Here is a 22344-nt window from a genome sequence, read left to right as displayed (position 1 = left end):
TTCTCCTTGCCGGCAACCCGTTCGCAGGCCGTCCCGGGGCGCCGGGCCGGATGGCTCACTGCGTGATGGTGCCGTCGTTGCTCATGGTGACTTCGGTGATTGTGGGCGCGTCGGGGAACTGGCTGCTGTAGTCGATCTGGGCGTAGGCCTGTGCGGCGCCGTCGACGGCCAGGGTGAACTGGCTGACGAGTGTGATCACGTCGGAGGCCGACATGATGATCTTGTGCTGGTACGTGTTGAGCTGCTTGACCAGCTCCGGGCCCGGGCCCGCGTAGTTCTCGTTCGTCCCGGCCCACCACATGCCCGTGCTGAAGTCGAAGTACCCGTCGTCGTCCGAGTCGCTGAACGGGTTCCCGTCGGTGCCGACGTCCTCCTTGGTGGCGACGGAGAACATCCATCCTTCGCGGCTGGAGACGTAGTCCTTGTGGGTGTTGTAGGCGGCGACAGCTGTCTTGAGGTCGCTGATGGCGAGTTTGACGGTGTCGACGACGTTGCCGGTGTTGATGGTGAAGGCGTGGACGTAGGGGATGTTGTCGGGAAGCGGTTCCTGGTCCTCGGCGGCTTCCGGCTTCTCGACGGTGATGGTGGGCCCGGACTGCCAGCGGCCTTCCGTGTCGTCGGTCCAGGTCTCGCTGAGTGTCAGCGTGGGCGGCGTGACGTCCGCTGCCGGCGGCTGCAGCCCGCCGACCTGCGGGAGTTCCGGGGTAGGTGACACCTGACTCCTCCTCGTCCACTGTGGATGTGCCGTACCCATATCGATCTGAGCGACCGGGCGACAGTCATCCGCAGCATTAACTGTGTGTCGCTGGACGTGGCCGGGCAACGTCCCTTTTCCGGGGCCTGTCGCGGGCGGGCCGACGCCGTCTAGCGTCTGTGTGCTCGGTCCACTGCCGTGTGGACCGCCGCGTGGCCCGGACCTCCCCGGACGGCCTGTGCGGGAAGCCCGGGAGGTAACGCACGTGGGAGACGGCAGCACCGGTCCGGATCCGGCCAATATCGAGGCGCTGGCCACTCAGTGGCGGCTCTTCGGTGACCAGATCGGCATGCTCGAGGGCACCGTCAACCGCATCATCGAAGCTGACTTCGCCCAGGCGTCGGAGTACCCCGGCTACGACTTCAACCCGATGAACGAGATCCCGCTCTTCCCCTTCCCGGGCGTGACCTGGACCGGTGATGCGTTCGTCGAGGTCAACCGGACCGGTGAGGCCATCAACATCCGGGTCAAGGAGGTCCGCCAGGCGTGCCGGTCGATGGCCGACTCGCTCGACGAGATGGCCGCGGAACTTCGCAAGGCGCAGAAGCAGAAGGAAGGTCAGGAGCTCCTCGACCTGATCATGACCATCCTGACCGGTGTCGGCATGGCCCTGATGCTCGTGATGCTGCCGCTGATGGCCGTCACGCTGCCGGCCCGGCTCGCCATGCTCTTCGCCGGACTGGGCCGGGTGCTGAGCATCGTCGGCGAGATGGTCGCCAACATCATCAGCAAGATCCCGATGATCTCGTCGAGCGTGGCGCAGTACATCGGCGTCTTCGTCAACGGCGCGTTCTGGGCGGCCGCCGTCGACCTCTCCATCCAGGCCGCGGTCAACACCACGCACTCCATGCCGTTCAAGCCGGACCCGGCCGGCACGGTCTTCAACATCCTCCTCGGCGGCGCGCTGGAGCTGGCATTCTTCAAGGCCTTCAACGCGCACGGCCTCAGCGGCCCGGGTGGCAAGTTCAAGTCCGGCTTCGACCCGAAGAGCCTCGGGCCGGAACAGATCACCGGCAACAACCAGGACGTCACCGGACTCATCTACAACGCCGGCAACGTCGGCGGCAACCGCGGCCTGAACGGCGGCGTCGTACCCGAAGCGCCGCCGATGACCGGCAACCACATCCCGAGCAACACGCCGAACAACAATCCGATCGTCGCCGGCACCGTCGACACCAGAGGGGTGTCAAACATCAGGCCGCCGGCGAACGTCGAGGCCAGCTCGGCCCCGCCGCTGCGGCCCGAGGTCGTCGCCAACTCGGGGCAGAACTCGATCGCGCCGAGCGTGGGCGCCACTCCGCCGCCCAGCCGCCGGCCGTCGATGGAGAACGTCCGGACCACCGACTCGTCGCTCTCCAACGGCGGCGGCACCCTCGGGGTCAAGCGGCCGCCGTCGTCGTCCGCGCAGGTGGACCTGAACAACGGCAGTAACGTCTCGCTGCCCGGCCCGTCGAGGCAGTCCGGCATCACGCCTGTCGATCCGTTGCAGACGCCACCGCTGCGGCTCGACGGCAAGGCCCCCGAGGCGGCCCTGGGGCAGCGGCCACCGTCGATCGAGGCGTCCAACCAGCTCCACACGCCCTCGAACCTGCCGGGCAATCTCGGGTCGACAGGCGGCCCACCGCAGCGCCCGATCGAGACCGGCGACATCACCCAGCGCCCGGCGTCCGGCGAGTTCGGCACAAGCAACCAGGTGCCGCTGAAGCCTGTCGTGCAGTCGCCCAACGGGCAGTTCGTCGGCGGTGGCGGCGAGCACGTCGTGGCCCCGCCCAGCCGTGCGCCGTCGGTGAACGGGCCCGGCGATGTGGTGATGCGCCCGCCGGGCAGCATCGGAGGCCAGCTCGACGCGCCGGGCCCGCACCAGGCACTGGCGCCGCCGGCCAACACCAGCCGGACGCCGAGCGCCGCCGACCTGCCGGACGGGACCTCCGTACCGCTGCAGCCGACCACCGCCAAGCCCAACGTGCACGCGATCACCGACAACCCGGCAGACGCGATCAGCTCCACGCCTATCGCGCCTGAATCGCCGCGCGGCCGTACCGCAGGAATGCCTGACACACCTACCGTCTCGCGGGCGCCGTCCCCGGAAGGGCTCCGCTCGCACGAGTCGCTCCACACCCAGCCGGACATCTCGCGCCCCGGTACGCCTGTCACCGACGCCTTCCGGTCGCCGGAGGGCATGCGGACGCCGGAGAGCATGCGCCCGGCTCCGGACACCGCTCGTCCCGGCTCGCTGGGCGGGGAGGCCTTCCGTTCCCCGGAGTCGTTCCGCACGCCGGACGGTCCCCGGACGGCTCCGGATGCCCCGCGTACCGGCGCCGACTCGGCCACCGCGCTCCCGCCGGCCCGCAAGCCACAGGCCGGCTCGGATCCGAGCGTCGTCGACGCGGCCTCGGTGCACCGCAGGCCGTCGGTCGAGTCGTTCGAGTCCTCGCGCCTGCCCGCGGACACGTCGAACGTGTCGAGCCCGCCGATGCAGCCGGTCGACAAGCTCCCGACGACCTCTGCGGCCGCCGGCGGCGAGGTCTCCGCGCTGCAGCGCCCACCGACCCCGCCCACGCGCCCGTCGTCCGCGTCGGCGCCCGAATCGCTCTACCGCCCGACGCAGGGCTTCGAGAGCCCGTCCACCCGCTTCGACGGCGGGTCCGGCCAGCCGCCCCGCGGCCGGGACGGCGACGGCTTCGACGACGCGGCCTCGATCGGCGGCCGGAGCATCGGTGGTTTCGACGAATACCCGTCGATCATGCGGTCGACCCGGGACGTCGGCGCCGACGACGTCTCCTCGCTCAGCGGCCGCAGCATCGCCGGTGAGAACGACACCGTCTCGTCGCTCGCGTCGTCGAGCCGGACGGGAATAGACGATCACTTCGAGGTTCCGGTGATCAACCGTGGCCTGGAGGCGTCGACCCGCCACCCGGACGTGGGCTCGATGTCGTCGTCGCGCGCGGATTCTCCGGTACCCACCCGGCCCGGCACGTCGGCCGGGGACCCGCCCACCGGTTCGCAGACGCCGACGCCGGCGCGCGGCATCACCGGCAACACGCCGGACGAGATCGCCCAGAGCGCCCGCACGTTCGTCCGGGACGAGTTCGCCGCGGTCAAGGCCCAGCAGCCGTCGACGACGTGGCTGAGCGAGAAGGGCATGCAGCGGGTCCAGGCCGACGTGGCGCGTGACGCGCAGCTGGCCGGCGCGGGTGCGGGCCGGCGCCCGATGGAGGACGTCGAGGCGAGTGTCGGCCGCCGGATCCAGACCGAGATGAACTTCGAACGGCAGCACTTCCTCGCGGGCAAGAAGCCGGACGTGGCAGTCGATTCCTACATCAAGGCGAACCCCGGGCTCGAGTCATCGAAGACGGCGATCCGGTCCAGCGTCGCCGAGGACCTGCGCGTCGCGGTGAACGAGGCCGGGCCGAACGCGACCCGCAAGCAGCTCACCACGATCCGGCAGCAGTGGGAGGGCTCGCTTCCCCAGCGGGTCACCGAGCTCGGTGACCTGGCGAAGATCACCGGCACGTTCGACTCGCTCGCGGCGCGCGCGGCCACCGGCGACGCTCCGCCGACCAACAGCGAGACGGTCCGCAGCTCGTTCGAGGCCGGAGTCCGCAGCGACCTGGCGGACTGGCGTGCGGCGTCCGGCGGCCAGTCACCGATGAGCCGCGGTGACCTGTCCCAGCGCATCGACGCGCGCGTCCAGAGCGCGCAGCGCGACCTGGACCAGGCGGCGGCCGTCGACAAGACGGTGGCGAACGAGGCCTCCTGGGCAGGCGCTCAGAAGATCAACGGCGCCGATGGTACGCAGATCTCGCCCACGTCGCTGCAACGCGCGGCGAACGACCACGCGGACGCGGTACGGGCCGCCCACTCCTCGGCCCGCGGCGACGACGCCTCGTTCAACGCCCAGCGGCAGACGCTGCGCGACGGCTTCACCGCCCGTGCCCAGCGCGAGCAGGACATCGAGACTGCCTTCACCCGGGAGTTCGGCCCGCAGCTCGACGCGAGGCTCACGGAGCTCGGCGGCGACCCCGCCACGGTCGGCGGCCGGAACGCGCGGATCCGGGGCGAGGCGTTCAATCGCTTCCGCGACGGCGAGACCACCGCCCCGCTGGGCGACCGGGCCGACGGCAACACGGGGCTCGGCGGCTACCGGAAGGGCTTCGACGACTACGTCGACATGCACGTCAACGGCCGGGTGACGAACGGCGACGACGTGCCGCTGACCGCCCGTGACGCCACCCGCGCCGACCTGAGCACCAGGGCCGAGAGCATCCACAACGGGGCGTGGGAGGAGGCGGGCCCGTACGCCCGCTCCGCCGACGTGCACCGCGTCACCACCCAGCGGCTCGCCGCGGAGGACGGCGGCCGGGCGGCTGCCGCGCTGGAGCGGACCGGCGCCATCGAGGGCGTGGTCCGCAAGGGCCTCGTCGCGGACCTCGACCAGTTCGGCCCGAACGCCGGGAAACTGCAGCTCCGGCCGGGCGAGGCGGCCCAGGCCCGCAACAACACGATCAGGCAGCTCGAGTCGGACTTCAAGGCGATCTGGGGCAAGGACCCGACGCAGATCCACCGTGCCCCGGAAACGACAGGTGGCAAGCACGAGCAGTGGCAGCAGAAGCTCGACGACGCCGCCGCGGTGTACGCCGAGAGTGCGTACACCGCGCGCCTCAACCGGCTCGGCGCGGACGTCGGGGAGATCAAGGTCCGCCCGGCCGACAAGAAGCCGGGCCGTGCCGAGCCGTTCAAGCTCCCCGGGAACGCGGGCGAGCTGGCCAGGCGGATGGACAAGGCCCAGACGCAGAACCGGCAGGACCTGGTCAACCGCGCCCGTTTCGAGCAGGAGCTGCGGCTGCGCGGCAACGACCCGGACGCCGCGATCGCTCGCTCCTACCGCCAGTGGTCGGACGCGAACCCGGAGTTGGCAGCCCGGCTGCGCCCGGAGGACGCCGCGGTGATCCGGGGCGACTGGGAGGGCGAGGTCCAGACCTTCCGCCAGGAGACCTGGGGCCGCCGCGGCGAGGGCGTGACCAGCCCGGCCGACGCCGGCAACATGATCAACAAGCGCGCCACGGCGTTCCAGGCCCGGTGGAGCGAGGCGGCAGCGAACCCCCGGCAGGCCGAGCCGCCCGCCGCCATGCCGAAGGACTGGCCCGGCAGCGAGGCGTCCTGGCGCGAGTCGCAGCGGATCCGTGACCCGAAGGCCCGCGACGCGGCGCAGAAGATGTTCCAGGAGGTGTCGGCGCGGTACGCCGGGGAGCGCGGCCCGGACAAGCGGGTGCTCGCCGCCGAGCACTTCGACCAGGCCGGAGTGGAGTTCTTCCGTACCGTCCGGACCGTCAACGAGACACCGCAGACCTCCACCACCACGCCGCCGGCCGGTGGGCGGCCGGGCGCGTCACAGGCGGCCGCCAAGCCGCAGACCGTCCGTGAGCGGCTTGTCGAGGCACGGGAGCGGCTCGACGACGACCTGTCGCTGTCGCAGGTCGCCGACCACTCGTTCCACAAGGCGATGTCGGAGAAGAACCGGTCCGTGCTGGCTGACCGCCACCTCGACGCCACCCAGCGGGCACGCCTGGAGAAGTCCTGGCACGGCGCGGTACGTCAACTCCGGGTCGAGCTGTGGGACTCGAAGGGCACCGGGCTGTTCACCCGGCGGCACACCGAGCCGCAGATGCAGGGACGGGTCTGGGCCAAGCAGCTCAAGGCGCTCGCGGGGGATCTGAGCTACCGGATCACCCTCGAGGGGAAGGTCAACGGGCTGCCCGCGGCGGCAGCGGGCGAGTTCGCCACGATCATGGGCACCCGGGGCAACCGTACCCACGATGTACTCTCGCCCGAGACCTATGACGCGCTCGCGGACCGGTTCCGCAGCGACTGGGTCAGCGCCCGCCGGGAGCTGGGCGGCAGCCGTGAGTTCGAGAACCAGGCCTGGCTCGCGCACGAGCGCGCAAACGAGAACGGCTTCGGCACGCGGCTCGACGCCCTCGACGCGCAGTTCACGCCCGCTCCCACGCCGAACGGGGTGTTCCGGGCCGACACGGGCGGTGACCTGGTGCCGGCCGGTGTCGTGCCACTGGGCCGCTCCGACACGCACCTGGTCCCCGCGGACTTCCCCGGACTGCACGCCCGCCCCGATGCGGAGACGCTGCCCAGCCAGCTGAAGGGCGAGGCCCAGCCGTTGCCGCGGCCGGAGCCTCTGTCGCCGGAGCGGATGGCCGAGTTCGAGGCCAAGGTCCAGGAGCTGCACGCATCGCTCCAGCCGAAGGCCGGCACGGCGAAGGCCGTCGAGGGCCTCCGCGGCGACCCGCACAAGATCTTCGACGATGTGCTCGGCTCAAGCAGCGGCAAGGCCAGGGCCGCGAACCTGGGCGACGACTCGCGGTTCCGGTTCGTGCACGACCTGCCGCAGGCCGAGCAGGCCGGGTGGCGCAACCGGTTCGTGCGGGAGCACCACGCGGAGTTCGAGGAGACGTTCGCGCCGCTGGTCCGGAACGGCACAACCGTGGACACACCGGCCTGGAACAAGGCTGTCGACTCCTGGAACCAGAAGTCCGCCGACCTGCAGGCGAGGCTGAAGCTGGACGCGTTCCAGCACAACGAGATCGGCCGGCACCACGCGGCGGCGGAGCGTGCGGTGCAGGAGGCGCGGGCGAACGGCGTCGCCGACACCGACATCGCGCTCGGCATGAACGCGTTCACCCGCGACGTGCAGATGTCAGTCGACTCGGTGATGAACCGGCGCTTCACCAACGGCGACGCGTTCCACCCGGCGAACCGCGGGGCCTGGGACGAGATGGACGCCGGCCTCGGTGGCCGGTTGCGCGACTACCTGCAACGGTCGCCCGACGTGGCCGGCCGGATGCGGAACCTGCTCGACCAGCGGGTCGACGGCCAGCTCGGGAAGTGGAACAGCGCACTCGGCGACGACGCCCTGACGGCGAACCAGGTGGCGAAGCAGGCCGGCGACGTGCGCTCCTCGATCGCCGACGACGTGAACATGCGCGTGGTCGAGTCGATGCTGCGCCAGCGCCAGGGAATCGGCTCGGCAAACGGCACCCGGTCGGTCGGCGACGATCTCGACTCAGTGGTCGGCCAGGCCGTGGCCGACCGGATGCGGCCGTTTGGTGAGGTCTACAACGGCTCGTCGCCGCGTCGGCAGCTCGACTACCAGACGTACCGTGAGCAGCGTACGAGCGGGCTCATGGACGACCTGGCCCGGACGGTGCAGCAGCCAGGCGTCCGGCTGAACTCCGCGGACGTCACCCGGCTGGCGACCGAGGTGCGGGAGCGGATGGGGGCCGTCGGCGAGGAGGTGCGGCCCGGCCTGGAGCAGAGCGGGTACTCGCCGGAGTCGGTCCGGTCGGCGACGGACAGGCTCGACGCCGAGGCACAGCAGATCCTGCAGGAGATGCCGGCCCGGGTCCGCTTCGAGGAGCGGCTGTCGGAGTCGCTGCGGACGGCCGACTTCTCCTACGGCGAGTTCCTCGGCCCGGACGGCCCGCGGGCGAACCGTACCCTCGGCCAGGAGTTCGGCAAGGAGTGGTTCACCCGGTTCGACGAGGCCTTCGGCGGCGAGCACGCCGGGCTGCGCGGGCCGCTGTCCAAGGAGACCATCGCCGACCTGGCCGGCGCGGTGAAGGCCCCGGACGTCTCAAACCCGCTGTTCCTGAGGGAGTCGGGCGACGACCTGGTGCCGGTGGGCACGTCCCCGCTCGGCCGGGACGCGCCGCACCTGGTTCCGGAGAACTACCCAGGACTTGCCACACGTCCCGGGCCGGACCTGGCGCCGAGCCGGGCAACCGGTACGGCACGCCCGCTGCCCGGACGGGACGAGAGCGCACCTTCCGCGGAGCAGATCGCGGACTTCGAGGCCCGGATCACCCGGCTCGACGAGGCGTTCACGGCCCGGACCGGCACCGCGAAGAACATCGAGACGCTGCGGGCGAAGCCGGGCGAGATCTTCGACGAGGTGCTCAGCGCCGGGCGCGTGCACGCCGAGACGGTCTTCGGCCGGAACGAGACCAAGGCGGCGCCGACCGGCCCGTCGAACAGGACCGACCGCTTCAGGGAGATCGAGGCGGAGCTGTTCGGCACGGACGCGCCGCGCCCAGGCCGGACCCTGGACGGCTCCACCCCCAAAGCCGAAGGCCCGCGGTTCCGGTTCCTGCACGACCTGCCGCAGGCGGAGCTGTCCGCGTGGCGGAGCCGGTTCACGCAGGAGTACCACGCGAAGATGGAGGAGACGTTCGCCCCCGTGCTGCGGGACGGCGCGGCGGTCGACTCGCTGAGCTGGAAGAACGCGGAGGCGACCTGGGCTCGGGCGTCCGCGGACATGAAGGCGCAGCTCAAGCTGGACGCGTTCCACCGCAACGAGATCGGCCGGCACCGGGACACCGTGGACCAGGCGGTCCGGACCGCCCGGGAGAACGGCGTCAGCGACGCCGACATCGCGCTCGGTGTGCGCGCGTTCACCCGTGACGTGCAGATGACCTCGGACTCACTTGTCTCCGGCGGTTACGCGGGCCGGGACGGGTTCGGCCGCGGCGACGCGTTCGACCCGGCACACCGCCCGGCGTGGGATGCGGCGGACGCCGGTCTGGGCGACCGTCTGCGCACCTATCTGCAGCGCACCCCCGAGCTGGCCGCCGAGATGAAGACCCGGATCGACAGGCGGGTGGGCGGGCAGCTCGACCGCTGGAACGAAGGCCTCGGCACCGTGGCGCTGTCGCCGGAGCAGGTGGCGAAGAAGACGGCCGACCTGCGGGCGTCGATCGCCGACGAGGTGGACACCCGCGTGGTCGAGTCGGTCCTGACGCATCGGGACGGGCTCGGTTCCCCGGACGGCCTGCGGTCGATCCGCGACGACCTCGACGCCTCCGTCGATCAGGCCGTGGCCGGCCGGGTACGGCAGTTCGGCGAGATCTACAACGGCCCGGCCCCACGCCGTCAGGTCGACGTCGAGTCGCACCGGGACACGCTCGTCGATTCGTTGCACGCCGACCTGGTGCAGACGGTCCGCCGGCCCGGCGTCCGGCTGAGCTCCGCGGACACCTCACGGCTTGCGGCCGAGATCCGCGGACGCCTGGACGACCTGCACGACGCGGCCCGGCCGGGCCTGCAGCGCGACGGCTGGTCGGCGGAGTCGGTGCAGGCCGCGAAGACCAGGCTCACCGCCGAGGCGGACGCGATCCGGGCCGAGATGGGCGCCCGGGTACGGTTCGAGGAGAAGCTGTCGGCCTCCGTGCGGACCGCGGGCGACTGGTACGGCGGACGACTCGGCCCGGACGGCCCCCGGTCGAACCGCGCGCTGAGCCAGGAGTACGGCCGGGAGTGGTTCACCCACTTCGACGCGGCCTTCGGCGGGGAAAATGCCGGGCTGCGCGGGCCGCTCCCGGACCGTACCGTCGCCGATCTCGCCGACGGCGTGCGCGCCCCGGAACTGCACACCGCCTTCGTCCGGGAGTCGGCGGGCGACCTGGTGCCGGTCGGCACGTCCCCGCTGGGCCGGGACGGCACGCACCTGGTCCCGGAGAACTTCCCCGGGCTGAGCAAGCCCGCGAAGACGGGACCCGACGAGCCGTCCACGGCCCCTGGCGAACAGCCGCGCGGCACGGCGCATCCGCTTCCGAAACGGCGGCTGGACACCATCCACCGGGACGTCGAGTTCGGTGACCGCACCGAACAGCTCGACGCGTCCTTCCAGTCCAAAGTCGACACGGCCAAGGAGATCGAGAAGCTGCGGCCGGACGCGGACCGGACGTTCGACGAGGTGCTGAACGACGGCCGGGTGCAGTCCCAGGAGCTGTTCGGCACGAGCGGGTCGAACACCGGCCGGTCCGGTCTCGACGCGATGTTCGTCGGAGACGAGTCGCGGTTCCGTTTCCTGCACAACGTTCCCGCCTCCGAGCAGATGGCGTGGCGCAGCCGGTTCTCCGACCAGCTCCACTCGAAGTTCGAGGAGTCGTTCGCCCCGGTGCTGCGGGACAACGCGGCGGTCGACTCGATCACCTGGAAGAACGCGGAGGCCTCCTGGCAGCGGTCGCTAGGTGAGATGCGGGCCGAGCTGCGGTACGACGCGTTCCACCGCAACGAGGTCGACCGCTTCCGCAACAACGTCACCTTCGAGGTGCACCGGGCGAAGACCGAGCTGAAACTGAGCGAGGCCGACATCGATCTCGGCGTGCGCGCGTTCGTCCGCGACGTTCAGATCAGCACGAACTCGGTGATCTCCGGCCGGTTCGGCGGGCGGGACGGGTTCGGCCGCGGCGACGCGTTCGACCCGGCACACCGTTCCACCTGGGACGCCTCGGACGCGGGCCTCCGGCAGCGCCTGCGCGACTACCTCAACGCCGCGCCCGGCCTGTCCAGGGATCTGAACGTCACGCTCCACCGGCGGACCGAGGTCGCGGTCAGCCGCTGGAATGATGCGGTAGGCGAGGAGCTGTTCTCGAGCAGCCGGGCCGGCAAGACGGCACGCGACCTGCGGACGTCGATGACCGAGGATCTGAAGACCCGCCTGGTCGAGTCGATGCTGTGGCACCGCGAACGGCTCGGCCTGGCGGACGGGCTCCGTACGGCCCGCAACGAGTTCCTCGCCGACGCCAACACGTTCGTGACCGAGCGGCTCCGGGTTGTCGGCGCGGCCTACGACGGCCCGGCCCCGCGCCGGCAGGCCGGTTTCGAGAACCGCCGGGACGAGCTCGTCGAGAGCCTGGTACACGACCTGGTCCTGACCTCACGGCAGGCCGGCGTGACGGTGAGCCCGGAGGGCATCTCGCGGATGGCCGCGGAGATCCACGACCGGATCAGTGTGCTCACCGACGACCTGCGGCCCACCATGCGGCACGACCAGTTCTCCGCGGAGTCGGTGCGGTCCGCGACCGACCGCCTGGAGGCGGAGGTGCTGTCGATCCGCAGCGAGATGGGCACCCGGGTTCGCCTCGAGGAGCTGATGTCGAGCTCCCTGTCGCATGCCGGCCGCCGCTTCAGCGACCTGCTCGGCCGGGGCGGGCCGATCGCGAACCGCGCACTCTCCCGCGAGTACGGCACGGCGTGGTTCAGCCACTTCGACGAGGTGTACGGCGGCAACGTGAGCCTGCGCCAGCCGCTGCCGGACCGTACCGTCGACGATTTCGCCGGCCGGTTGCATGACGCCGCGGTCGACCAGCACACGCGGTTCCGTGGCGCCGCCGAGCCGGCCGGCCGCGACGTCGTGCGTGCGGTGCTGGAGTCGCGCCTCAACAGGCTGAGCCCGGTGGAGGCGCCGGACAGCCCGTCCGCGCAGGCGGTACGCCGGTCGGTGCTCGACGAGTTCGACAAGCGTTTCCCGCAGGGCGCGGACCTCCGCTCCGCGGACCGCGCCACCTGGGAACTCACCTACTCGGATGCGGAGCTGCGCGGCATGTTCGACGCGGCGGCCCACCGGGACGCCTTCTCGACCACGTTGCAGAGCCGGGTGGACGAGCAGCTCGACGCCATGATCGCCGACCGCACCTGGACTGACGGGACCCGGGCGTCCGCGGACTCGTGGCGCTCCGAGTTCCACACCATGGTGCGCAACGAGTTCGACACCACGTTCCCGGCGAACGGCACCGCGCGTGGTTCGTCCGACGGCCGGTTCGACACCGCCGCCGCCGAACGGTGGGCGGCCGACCTGCGGAACGTCGTCGACACCTGGTACACGGTGAAGCTGACCCAGACGCGGGCCGGCGAGACGATCGACGCGGTCGTCCCCGACCCGGCCGTCGCCGCGCACGTGAAGGCCAAGCTCAACGACGCGCTCTCCTCCCGCCTCAGCTTCGGCCCGGCGCGTGATCTTCCTCAGCTGGGCCGTCCCGACCAGCACGGCAGGGTCGTCACCAGCCTTGTCGACGACCTCGAGCCGACTGTCGGCTCCTGGCTGAAGAGCGCACCCGAGCAGGGCTCGATCCGCCCGGACCTGACCGCCACGCTTGCCCGGAGGCTGGACGAGGTGGCCGTCCCGACCCCGAACAAGCCGGACTACGAATCGGAGATGGCCGCGTGGCAGACGCGGTGGGACCGTGAAGCCGCCCCGCTCCTGGAAGGCAAGGGCAACTCCAAGCCGGCGACGGACAGCGCCGAGTTGATCCGCGACGCGGTGATGAAGGATCTGGACGGCCGGCTGACCGGCAGCGGGCGATTCGACCGGGCGAGCTGGGAGAAGTCGTTCACGGCCGGCCTCGGAGTGCTCAGGAAGCGCCTGGATTCCGTCACCCCGCTCCGGACCGGCGAGGACGGCAGCACCGCGACCGAGTTCGGCGGCGCGATGTACCGGGCGCAGGAGTTGGCCGAGTTCGACGTCCGCTGGGACATGGCGACCAACCCGATCCTGGACCGGTTCGGGACGACCGGAAACGCCCGGACGGCGGCGAAGGACTTCGCCGAAACGGTCCGCGGCCGGATGAAGGCCGACCTGGACCAGCGGCTGCGCGGGGAGAACGGTGAGTTCGACCGGGCGGTCTGGGACGAGACCGTCACCATCAGCGTCACGTCGTTCGAGAAGCAGGTCGGCCCGGTCGTCAACCGGGCGATGGAGCAGGACGGCGTTGGCACCGCGATGTTCCGGGCGGAGGAACTGCTCAAGTTCGACGCCCGGTGGGACGCGGAGGTCGCACCGGTCCTTGACCGTTACGGGCCGTCCGGAGCCGATCGCGCGGCCGCGGCGCACTTCTCCGAGTCGTCGCGCGGCAGGCTGAAGACCGAGCTGGACCAGCAGTTGCGCGGAGAGAACGGCGGGTTCGACAGGGACCGCTGGGACACGTCGTTCACCGGTGGCGTCGAGACGTTCCGCAGGGACGTGCGCGGCGTGGTGGACCGCGAGGTCTACAGCGGAGAGTACGGCGGCGGGATGTTCCGGGCCGAGGAGCTGGTCCGGTTCGACGCACGGTGGGATGCGGAGATCGCACCGGTCCTGGACCGGTACGGCACGTCCGGGTCCGGGCGGGCCGCGGCGCAGGAGCTGGCCGACGGATTCCACGCGCGGATGAAGGCCGACCTGGACCAGCAGCTGCGCGGCGAGTTCGACAGGGACGTCTGGGACGCACGGTTCACCGGTGGCCTCGATTCGTTCAAGAAGAGCGTGGGCGGCGCCGTGGACCGGGCCACCGAGGCGCCCGGCACCGTGACGCCCCGCCCGACGGCGCCCGGGACGACCCGGCCCCTGGGCACCGAGACGCCGTCGGTCTCCACCCGGCCCGGTACCGAGTTCACCCGGCCCGGATCGGGCACCCGGGCAGGGGACGACCCGTCCACGGCGCCGTTGCCGAACCGGAACGGCACGGAGACGTTCACGCTCGAACGTCCGATGAGCCGGCAGCCCGACACCCGGGTCCTTGAGCGGCTGGAGCACTCCACCGCCCGGAACGCCGCGCGCCACGACCTGCAGGCGGCGTTGGAGCGGCGTACCCCTGAGGAGATGCGCGGCAGCGAGGCCGCCGAGGCCGTGCACCGGGAGGTTCTGGCCGACTTCGACTACCAGTTCCCGCCGGGCGGCACCTTCGGCCAGACCGAGCGGGTCTCGTACCAGATGTGGGAAGCGGTCCAGGGCGACGGCGCGCTTCAGGCGCACTTCACCGCGGCAGCCGACCGCGCCCGGTTCGCGGAGACGCTTACCACCCGTGCGGACCGGCACGTCGAGGCCGTGATGAACGGTCGCACCTGGACGGACGCCACCTGGGCGGCGGCGCGGTCCGTGCGGGCCGAATTCCGGGCGGCGGTGCAACGCGAGTTCGACGAGGCGTTCCCGGCGGACGGCAGCCTGCCGGGCAGGCCGGACCACCTGTTCACCTCGGCCGAGGGGCGCCGCTGGGCGGACAACCTGCGGGAGACGGCCGACAACTGGTTCACGATCCGGACCATGCAGCTGCGGGCGGAACGGGTGATCGACGAGACCATTACCGACGCCGGGCTCGCCGGCCACGTGCGGGGCAGACTTGCCGAAGACCTGACGCCGGCCGCCGTCTTCGATCGGGCCGGTCAGCTCCCGTCGCTGGGGGCTGCCGAGCAGACCCGCTTGCTGATGGGCGACGCCCGCGGCCTCGACGCGCGGGTGACCGACTGGCTGACGAGCGGCACACCTGGCAAGAGCGCCGACCCTCGCCTGGTACGGACGCTCACCGACCGGCTGCGGCAGGAGGCCGTGGCCCCGGTACCGGCAGGTACGGGCCGCGATGCCGACCGGGCCGCCTACCAGGCCCGGTGGGAGGAGGCGGTCAACCCGATCGTCGACAGGTACGACGCCGGGCCGAAGTTCGACGCGGCGTGGGACGCCGCCGAGCAGCTCCGGGTCCGGGTGATGGAAGACCTGGAGACCGCGCTGAGAGGCACGTCACCGGTCAGCCGGGAGGTCTTCGAGGGCAGGTTCGCCGGAAGCATCGAGCTGCTGAGGACGCGGGTGGCCGAGGCCGCCGACCCGGCGCCCGGCGACCTGGTGACCGGCGGTGGCCGTACCCCAAGCGGTGAGACCACGCCCACGCCGGGCGGGACGACACCCACACCGCGCCCGGCTCTCGATCCGGCTGCCGCCGCGCAGGTCCGGAGTGAGTTCCTCCGTAAGTGGAACGAGACGGCCGATCCGCTCCTGAGCCGGTACGGCACGGACGGGCCGGAGGCCACGTACGCCGCGAAACGGCGCGACGTGGTGATGAAGATTCTCGACGTCAAGCTGAAGGCCGCCGACTTCGACCGGGCCGCAGGTGACGCGATCCTGGACGCCCACCTCGGCACGCTGCAGCAACGGCTTCCTCAGGTCACGGCCAGGGCCGCGGAGCGGGCCGCACTCGACGAGCGTCTGCGGGACACGGCGCCGCCGGACGCCCGGGACAGCAACGCCGCACGGGCCGTGCGGGACTCCGTCCTGCACGACTTCGACGCGTTCTTCCCGCTCGACGGCAAGACCGGTCTCATGGTCCGAATGCGGTTCGAGGCGTACCAGGACGAGGTGCACCTGCGGTCCTTGCACGTGGCGGCGGGCAACCGTGAGCGGTTCGCGTCCGTGCTGTGGACACGCCTGGACGAGAACATCGAGGACGTGCTTGCCACCCGTCCCTCCACGGAGATGACCAGGGCCGCCGAGGACTCGCTGCGGACCCGGTTCCGGGAGCTGGCGCTTGAGGCGTTCGCGCGGGAGTTCCCGGCGAACGGCACCGTCCGCGGCGCCTGGGACCACCTGTTCGAGACGCCCGCCGGCAACCGGTGGGCGGGCCACCTGCGGGACACGGCCGACTCCTGGTTCACCGCCGACCTCACCCGGCGCCGGGCCGAGCAGCTGATCGACGAGACGGTCACCGACCCCGGGCTGGCCGGCCACCTCCGGTCGCGGCTGAACGACGCGCTGACCCCGCACCTGACGTTCGACCGGGTGCGTGAGATGCGCCCGCTGGGCCCCGCGGAGCAGGGGGACCTGCTCACCAGACTCCTCGGTGACCTGGACACCCGGTTCGCTGCCTGGATGCGCAGCGGGACACCGGGCGGGGAGATCGACGCCGGGCTGCTGAACACGCTCGTCCAGCGGCTGCGGGAGGATATCGCGGTACCGGTGCCGGGACACGTGGGCGTGGAGGCCGAAGTCGCCCGGAACGCCACCCGGTGGCACGAGGAGTCCAGCCAGATCCTGGCCGGGCACGAGGCCTCGGAACAGGCGCTGCACGCAGCCACCGTGATCAGCACCGCGATGATTGCCGACCTGCGGGAACGGATGGAGAAGGACCAGTACGACCGGGTCGCCTGGGACGAGCATTTCGCCGCCCGCCTCGACGTGCTGCGCAGGCGGGTGGCCGGCCTGCCGGCCATCGACCCGCCGACCATGCCGGAGGACGCGCCGGAGCTGGACCCCGACATGGGCTCGAGCCCTCCGCCGGACCTCACCGCGTCGGAGCCGCCACCGGCGATCACGCCGGAGCCGGAGAGCGGCACCCCCGTGCTCCCGGACGACCTCTTCGTGGAGACGCCGGGAACCGGGACGCCCGGAACCACGGATCCGCCGGGAACCACGGAGAGGGTGACCAGGAGGACACGCCCGACCCGGCCCGTTCACCACCTGCACCGGTCCGGGAACCTGTCGTTCCTGTCCCCGATCGGGCAGCCCTCGCCGACCGCGGCCCACCTGCCCACCCCGGCACAGCGCCGGCATCACCTGACGCTGGCGCCGGGCACGGCGACCAACGCCATGCTCACGGCCGCGCTCGCCGACCTGCCCGCGGACGACCGGGTCAGCCTGACCGTGGACCTGCCCGCCGACCGTGCCTACACCGTCCAGGAGGTCCGGGGGCTCACCGACGGCGGTCTGACGACGCCGGGCGGGGACGGCAGGCCGGTGGCGATCCAGGGTGACACGGTCCTGCGGGTGCCGAGCGGGCAACTGACGACGCGACCTGCGGCGAGCCCGTTCGTGACGCCGCTCGATGCCGACGGCAACGTGACGTTCGGCGCGAACGCCGTGATGTTCGAGTTCCGGGCCACGGCGAACGCCTGGGCCACGGCGAACCAGGTCACGCCGTACGGGCTGCCGGTCGCGCCACAGAGCCGGCGCTTCGACGTCGGCGGCGGCTGGATCGGTGAGGAGCAGGAGGGCACCGTCCATGTCGGCCCGGCCGCCGCGGGCTCCCCGGTCTCGGCCGACGCCGTGCTTGTGAACGCGCAGGGAGACCCGGTCCGCGAGCGGGTGACGGTGTCACTGCCGCGCGGCGAGCAGGTCCCGGCCGAGGTGCAGGCCCTGATCACGCGGATCACAGGTGGGTCCGGCTCGGTCGCCTACCGCCGCCCGGCCGGCGAGTTCCCATCGCTGCCGGACCGCCGTCCCGGCCGGATGTACGCCTTCACCGTTCGGCCCGACGCCCCGGTGAGCGAGTTCCTGACCGGCGCGCCGGCCGAGTTCACCGCGGGCCTGCGTACCGGCTGGCATCTGCGGTCGTCCGGTTCCCGCTTCTACCTCACCCCGGCGCGGAGCACGCGCGTGGACGCCCTGCTGCAGCCGCCCACCGGCGGGCGCCGCAACGTGGTGGTCGCCGAGGACAGCTTCGACGCGGCAGTGGTGACCGAGCTGGTCTCCGGTCTGCCGGCGGGGATGGTGGCCGACGGCCTGGTGGTCGACCTGCCGGCCGGGACCTATTCGTCCGCGCGGGTGCAGGAGCTCGCCGACCGGGTGCTGCGGCAGCGGGACGGCGCGCCGCTGGAGGGTGACGCTGTCGTCCGGGTGTCCGCCGACGATCTGGAGGCGCGTCCGCCGGCCAGCCCGTTCGTGATCCCGCGGGACGCGTCCGGAAACGTGACGTTCGGCGCGACAGCTGTGACGTTCGAGTACCGCAGCAGTCAGTCGGCCTGGAGCAAGGACCGGGCGAACCGGGTCACGCCGCACGATCTGGAGCCGAAACCACGTTCCCGGCGTTTCCAGGTCGGCGACGACTGGGTGGGCGAGGAGCACGACGGGACCCTGCACTTCGCGCCGGACGACGACATGCCGGTGGTCCAGGACGTGATCCTGGTGGACCGGGACGGCGCTCCGCTGAACCGGCGGGTACGGGTGTCGCTGCCGTACGGCACGGAGACCCCGCCGCCAGCGGTGCAGGCGTTGATCACCACCATCAACGGCGGCACGCCCGGCTTCCGCAGGCAGGTGTCGGAGCTGCCGCCGTTGCCGGACCGTCGGGCCCGCAGCGTGTACGCGTTCAACGACTCGCCCGACGGCACCCGCAGTGAGCTGCTGCTCGGTGCGCCGTCCCGGTACACCGCCGGCCTGCGTACCGGATATCAACTGCGCGGCAGCGGCAACCAGTTCGTCCTGGCCGCGGTCGGTTCCGTGGTGCGCCGCCCCACGACGCCGCCGCCAGCGGACACCGAGTTCCACCTGGTGCTGCCGCCGGAGATCACCGACTTCAGTGTGGTGGCCGAGCTGATCGCGGGTCTGCCGGAGTCGGTACGCCGCCGCCTGGTGGTCGACCTGCCGGCCGGGCGCACCTACACGCCGGCGCAGGCCGGTGACCTCGCCGACCAGGTGCTTGTGCAGCGCGGCGCCGAGGACAACTGGGCGGCGCTCGAGGGCGACGTCGTGGTACGGGTGCCCGAGAGCGCGCTGGAGGAGCGGGCATCGGCGAGCCGGTTCGTGATCCCGCGCGACGCGCAGGGCGGCGTGACGTTCGGCGCGTCCGCCACGTTCGTCGAGTTCCGGCCGCGGAAGTCGGCCTGGAGCAGGGACCGGGCCAACCGGGCCACGCCGCACGACCTGGACTTCCTGGAGGGACGCCGGTTCGACACGGGCGACGCCTGGGTCGCCGAGGAGCGGGACGGCGCGGTGCACTTCGGGCCCGCGACGGACTGGCCGGACTCGATCCTCGTGGACGCGGACGGCAACCCGGTGCGCGAACGGGTGCGGTTGTCGCTGCCGTTCGGCGACCGGACCCCGCCGGCCGGCGTGCAGGCGCTTGTCGACACGGTCCGGGGCAGCTCCGGCGTCGTCGCCTACCGGCGGCCGGTCGCGGACTTCCCGTCGTTGCCGGACCGTCCGGACGACAGCCTCTACGCGTTCACCGAGCGGCCCGGCGAGACCGTCAGCGAGTTCCTGGCCGGCGCATCCGCCGAGTTCACCGCGGGCCTGCGCAACGGATATCAGCTGCGTACCTCCGGTGGGCGGCTCCTGCTGATGCCGGAGTCCGGCACCGCTGTGCTGGACGGCCCGCTGCCGGACGTGCGGGAGGGCACCACAAGCCTTGTGGTGAGCAGCGACGGCTTCGACCCCGCGGTCGTCGCCGAGCTGGTGCGCGGCCTGTCGCCGGAGGTCCGGAACCGCCTGGTGGTGGACCTGCGGGGGAGCTTCACGCTGTCCGAGGTGCGGGCGCACGCGGCCGCGATCTTCTCCGACGACGACGGCACCGGCGGTACGGGCGTCGTCCGGGTCACCCGCGACCAGTTCGAAGAGGTGCCGCCGGCGAGCCCGTACGTGGTCCCGCGCGACGCGCAGGGCAACCCGACGTTCGGTGTCTTCGGCACGACGTTCGAGATCCGGTCGACGCGGACGGCCTGGGCCCGCGACCCCGCCAACAACCTCCGGCCGCACGGCCTGCCGGTGCAGCCCCGCTCCCGGTTGTTCAACGCCGGTGGTTGGGCCGTCGAGGAGTCGGGCGGCACCCTGCACCTGGGCCCGGCCGGCACGTCGCCCGTGCCCGGCCCGGACCAGGTCCTGGTGGACCCGACCGGCACCCGGTACGGCGACCGCCCGCTGCTGTCGTTGCCGTACCCGCCGGGTGCCGATCTACCCGACGCCGTCGGCGACCTGCTCGGGCGGATCGGGCAGAGCCGGGGCTCCCGGCTCACCGAGTTCGACACCGGCTTCCGGGCGCCCGCGTCCGAGGTGCGGCCGGCGCCGGAGCTGGACCGCCTGCGCCAGGGGCTGCTACCCGGGTACGAGCTGCTCCGCCGCGGCCGTCAGCTGTTCCTGACCAGGGCCGGCGTGCCGGTGCCCGCGTCGCCGGAGCCGCCGGTGGACGACGCGTACAACCTGGTGGTCACCGCCGAGGTCACCCAGCCCTGGGTGATCACGCATCTGATCGCCAAGCTGCCGCGCGGCATCCAGCGGAACCTGGTCGTGGACCTGATGTACGACCGGGAATGGACCACCGCGCAGGCACAGGACCAGGCCGACCGCCTGCTCATCCAGGACATGACCGGAGGCAACCCGACCCCGATCGAGGGCGCGGCGGTGCTGCGGCTGCCGATCCACCTGTTCCGCACCGCGCCGGCGCTGAGCGGCACAGTCATCCCGGTCGACACGCACGGCGCGCCGGTGTTCGCCGGCGTCGCCGAGTACGTGCACGTCCGGGCCGCCGCCAACACGTGGGCCCGCGGCCGGCTGGGCCTGCCGTACGGCCTGCCGATGCGGCCCGGCACCCGGCAGCTCGACATCGGGGAGGGGTGGATCGCGGAGGAGTCCGGCCGGACCGCCCACCTCGGACCGGTGGCGTCCGGTTCGCCGCTGCCCGGCGCCCAGCACGAGATCGTCGACCGCGACGGCGCGCCGCTGACCGGAGAACCGCTCGTCACGTTGCCGTTCGAGACGGAGGGTCACGTCGACTCGGTCGCGGACCTGCTCGAGAAGATGGCCGGAAGCCTGGGCGTCGCCACGCTGCCCGAGAGCTCGATCGGCTACCGGCGGGTGCGGACCACGGCCCCGGCCGCCCCGCGGACCGACGACGATTCCGATGATTTCGACCACTTCGACCACCCGGATCGCTCTGATCACTCCGATCACTCCGATCACGACTCGGACTGGACCGACGTCGGGTCCGAGCACTCCACGGAGTTCGAGGAGGCCCGTTCGCAAGGTGACAACCCCGACGGTGCGCGCGAGCACGGCGGCGCCTGGGACGAGCCCGGCTCCAGCGGCACGTTCGGCGACACACCGCCGTCCGAGCAGAGCCCCGCGCAGCAGCCGGAGCCGTCCGGTCCGCCGGTGCGGCCCGCGGCGGCGGCCGGCAGGGAACCGCGCCTGCCGCGCGGCGTCACGGCGCAGAACGGCGTCATCGTCATCGGCAGCGGGATCGACGAGCGGTTCCTGCACCGGATCCGGGCCGAGCACGGCGCGCTCACCGCCGACGGCCGCGAGGTCCCGCTGGTGGTGGTCGGGCACGGCGACCCCACCGCGCTCGAGCGGCGTCTCGGCGACGTCCTCGAGGCGTACTACGAGCTGGGCGTACGCCCGGTCGTGGTGCTCGGTGACCGAACCGGCCCGGACCCGTTCCGGCACCTGTTCGCCACCTACCGGGTGCCGGCGGTGCAGCGCAGCCAGTCGTCCGGCGGCGGCCTGGACAACCTCAGCCGCGCCTGGGACGTGCTGCTCCCCGGTGAGCAGCCCCGGCCGGCCACCGCGAACGACGCGAAGTCCGCGCTGGCCCGGGCCGCCGCCGACCCGGTCACCGGCGGCTACGGCGATGTGCTCTCCGACGAGTTGCACCACTGGCTCGGCGCGGGCGGCTGGACGCTGAAGCGGCAGCTCTTCTCGCAGCACCGCGACGCACTGGCGAGCCCGGCCGGCCGTGCGGCGATCGAGCGCATTCTGAGTCGCCGTCCGGCCAGGGACATCGCGGCCGGTCACGGCCAGGTCAAGCAGCTACCGGCCCCGGTGGCCCGCGGCGACCAGGCCGGCGACGCGTCGATGTCGGCCCACCGGGCGATCCTGGAGATGGCCGCCGCCGACCAGGCGGACACCGCGTTCAACTACCTCACGGAGACCGACCCCGGCCGCCGGGCCGAAATCCTGATCACACCCGCCATCGAGGGTAGAGTTCCGCTCGGCACCCTGGCCGACCTGGCCAACGGCGCGAACGACGATGTCACGCACGGCGCCAACGCGGCGGTGATGGAGGCCCTGCGGCTGACGCTTGACTCCGCTCCCGGCACCGGCGTGCCGCAGGCGGCGCAGGACCTCATCCGGAACAACCGGATGTACTTCGCCGACAAGACAGACCGGGTCAACTGGGTACGCCAGGTGGGCCGGATGTCCGAGGCGAAGCGGGACCGCGCGACCGAGCTGGCGACCTTCGCCCAGCTGGTCCTGACCTGTATGGACTGACGGCGCCCCGGGGCGG

General features: G+C 72.2%; 2 protein-coding genes. One reads left to right on the top strand and one right to left on the bottom strand.

Features of this window, described 5'->3' with window-relative positions; translation table 11 throughout:
- Positions 1 to 55: 55 nt before the first annotated feature.
- Entirely contained in the window at positions 56 to 715 is a 660-nt protein-coding gene (locus ACIA8K_RS03735; RefSeq protein ID WP_396054620.1) for a hypothetical protein, read from the bottom strand.
- 244 nt (positions 716 to 959) lie between these two features.
- Here ACIA8K_RS03735 and ACIA8K_RS03730 point away from each other — a divergent pair, with 244 nt between their 5' ends.
- Positions 960 to 22328 carry a hypothetical protein gene (locus ACIA8K_RS03730; RefSeq protein WP_396054619.1) on the top strand — a complete coding sequence of 7123 codons (21369 nt, stop codon included), beginning with the start codon at positions 960 to 962 and terminating at the stop codon, positions 22326 to 22328.
- The last annotated feature ends 16 nt before the right edge of the window (positions 22329 to 22344 follow it).

Origin of the sequence: Catenuloplanes sp. NPDC051500, assembly GCF_044454585.1 — a bacterium.
Lineage (GTDB): Bacteria > Actinomycetota > Actinomycetes > Mycobacteriales > Micromonosporaceae > Catenuloplanes.
The sequence above is the reverse complement of the archived record's forward strand: the minus strand, read 5'-3'. Positions and strand labels throughout refer to the sequence as shown.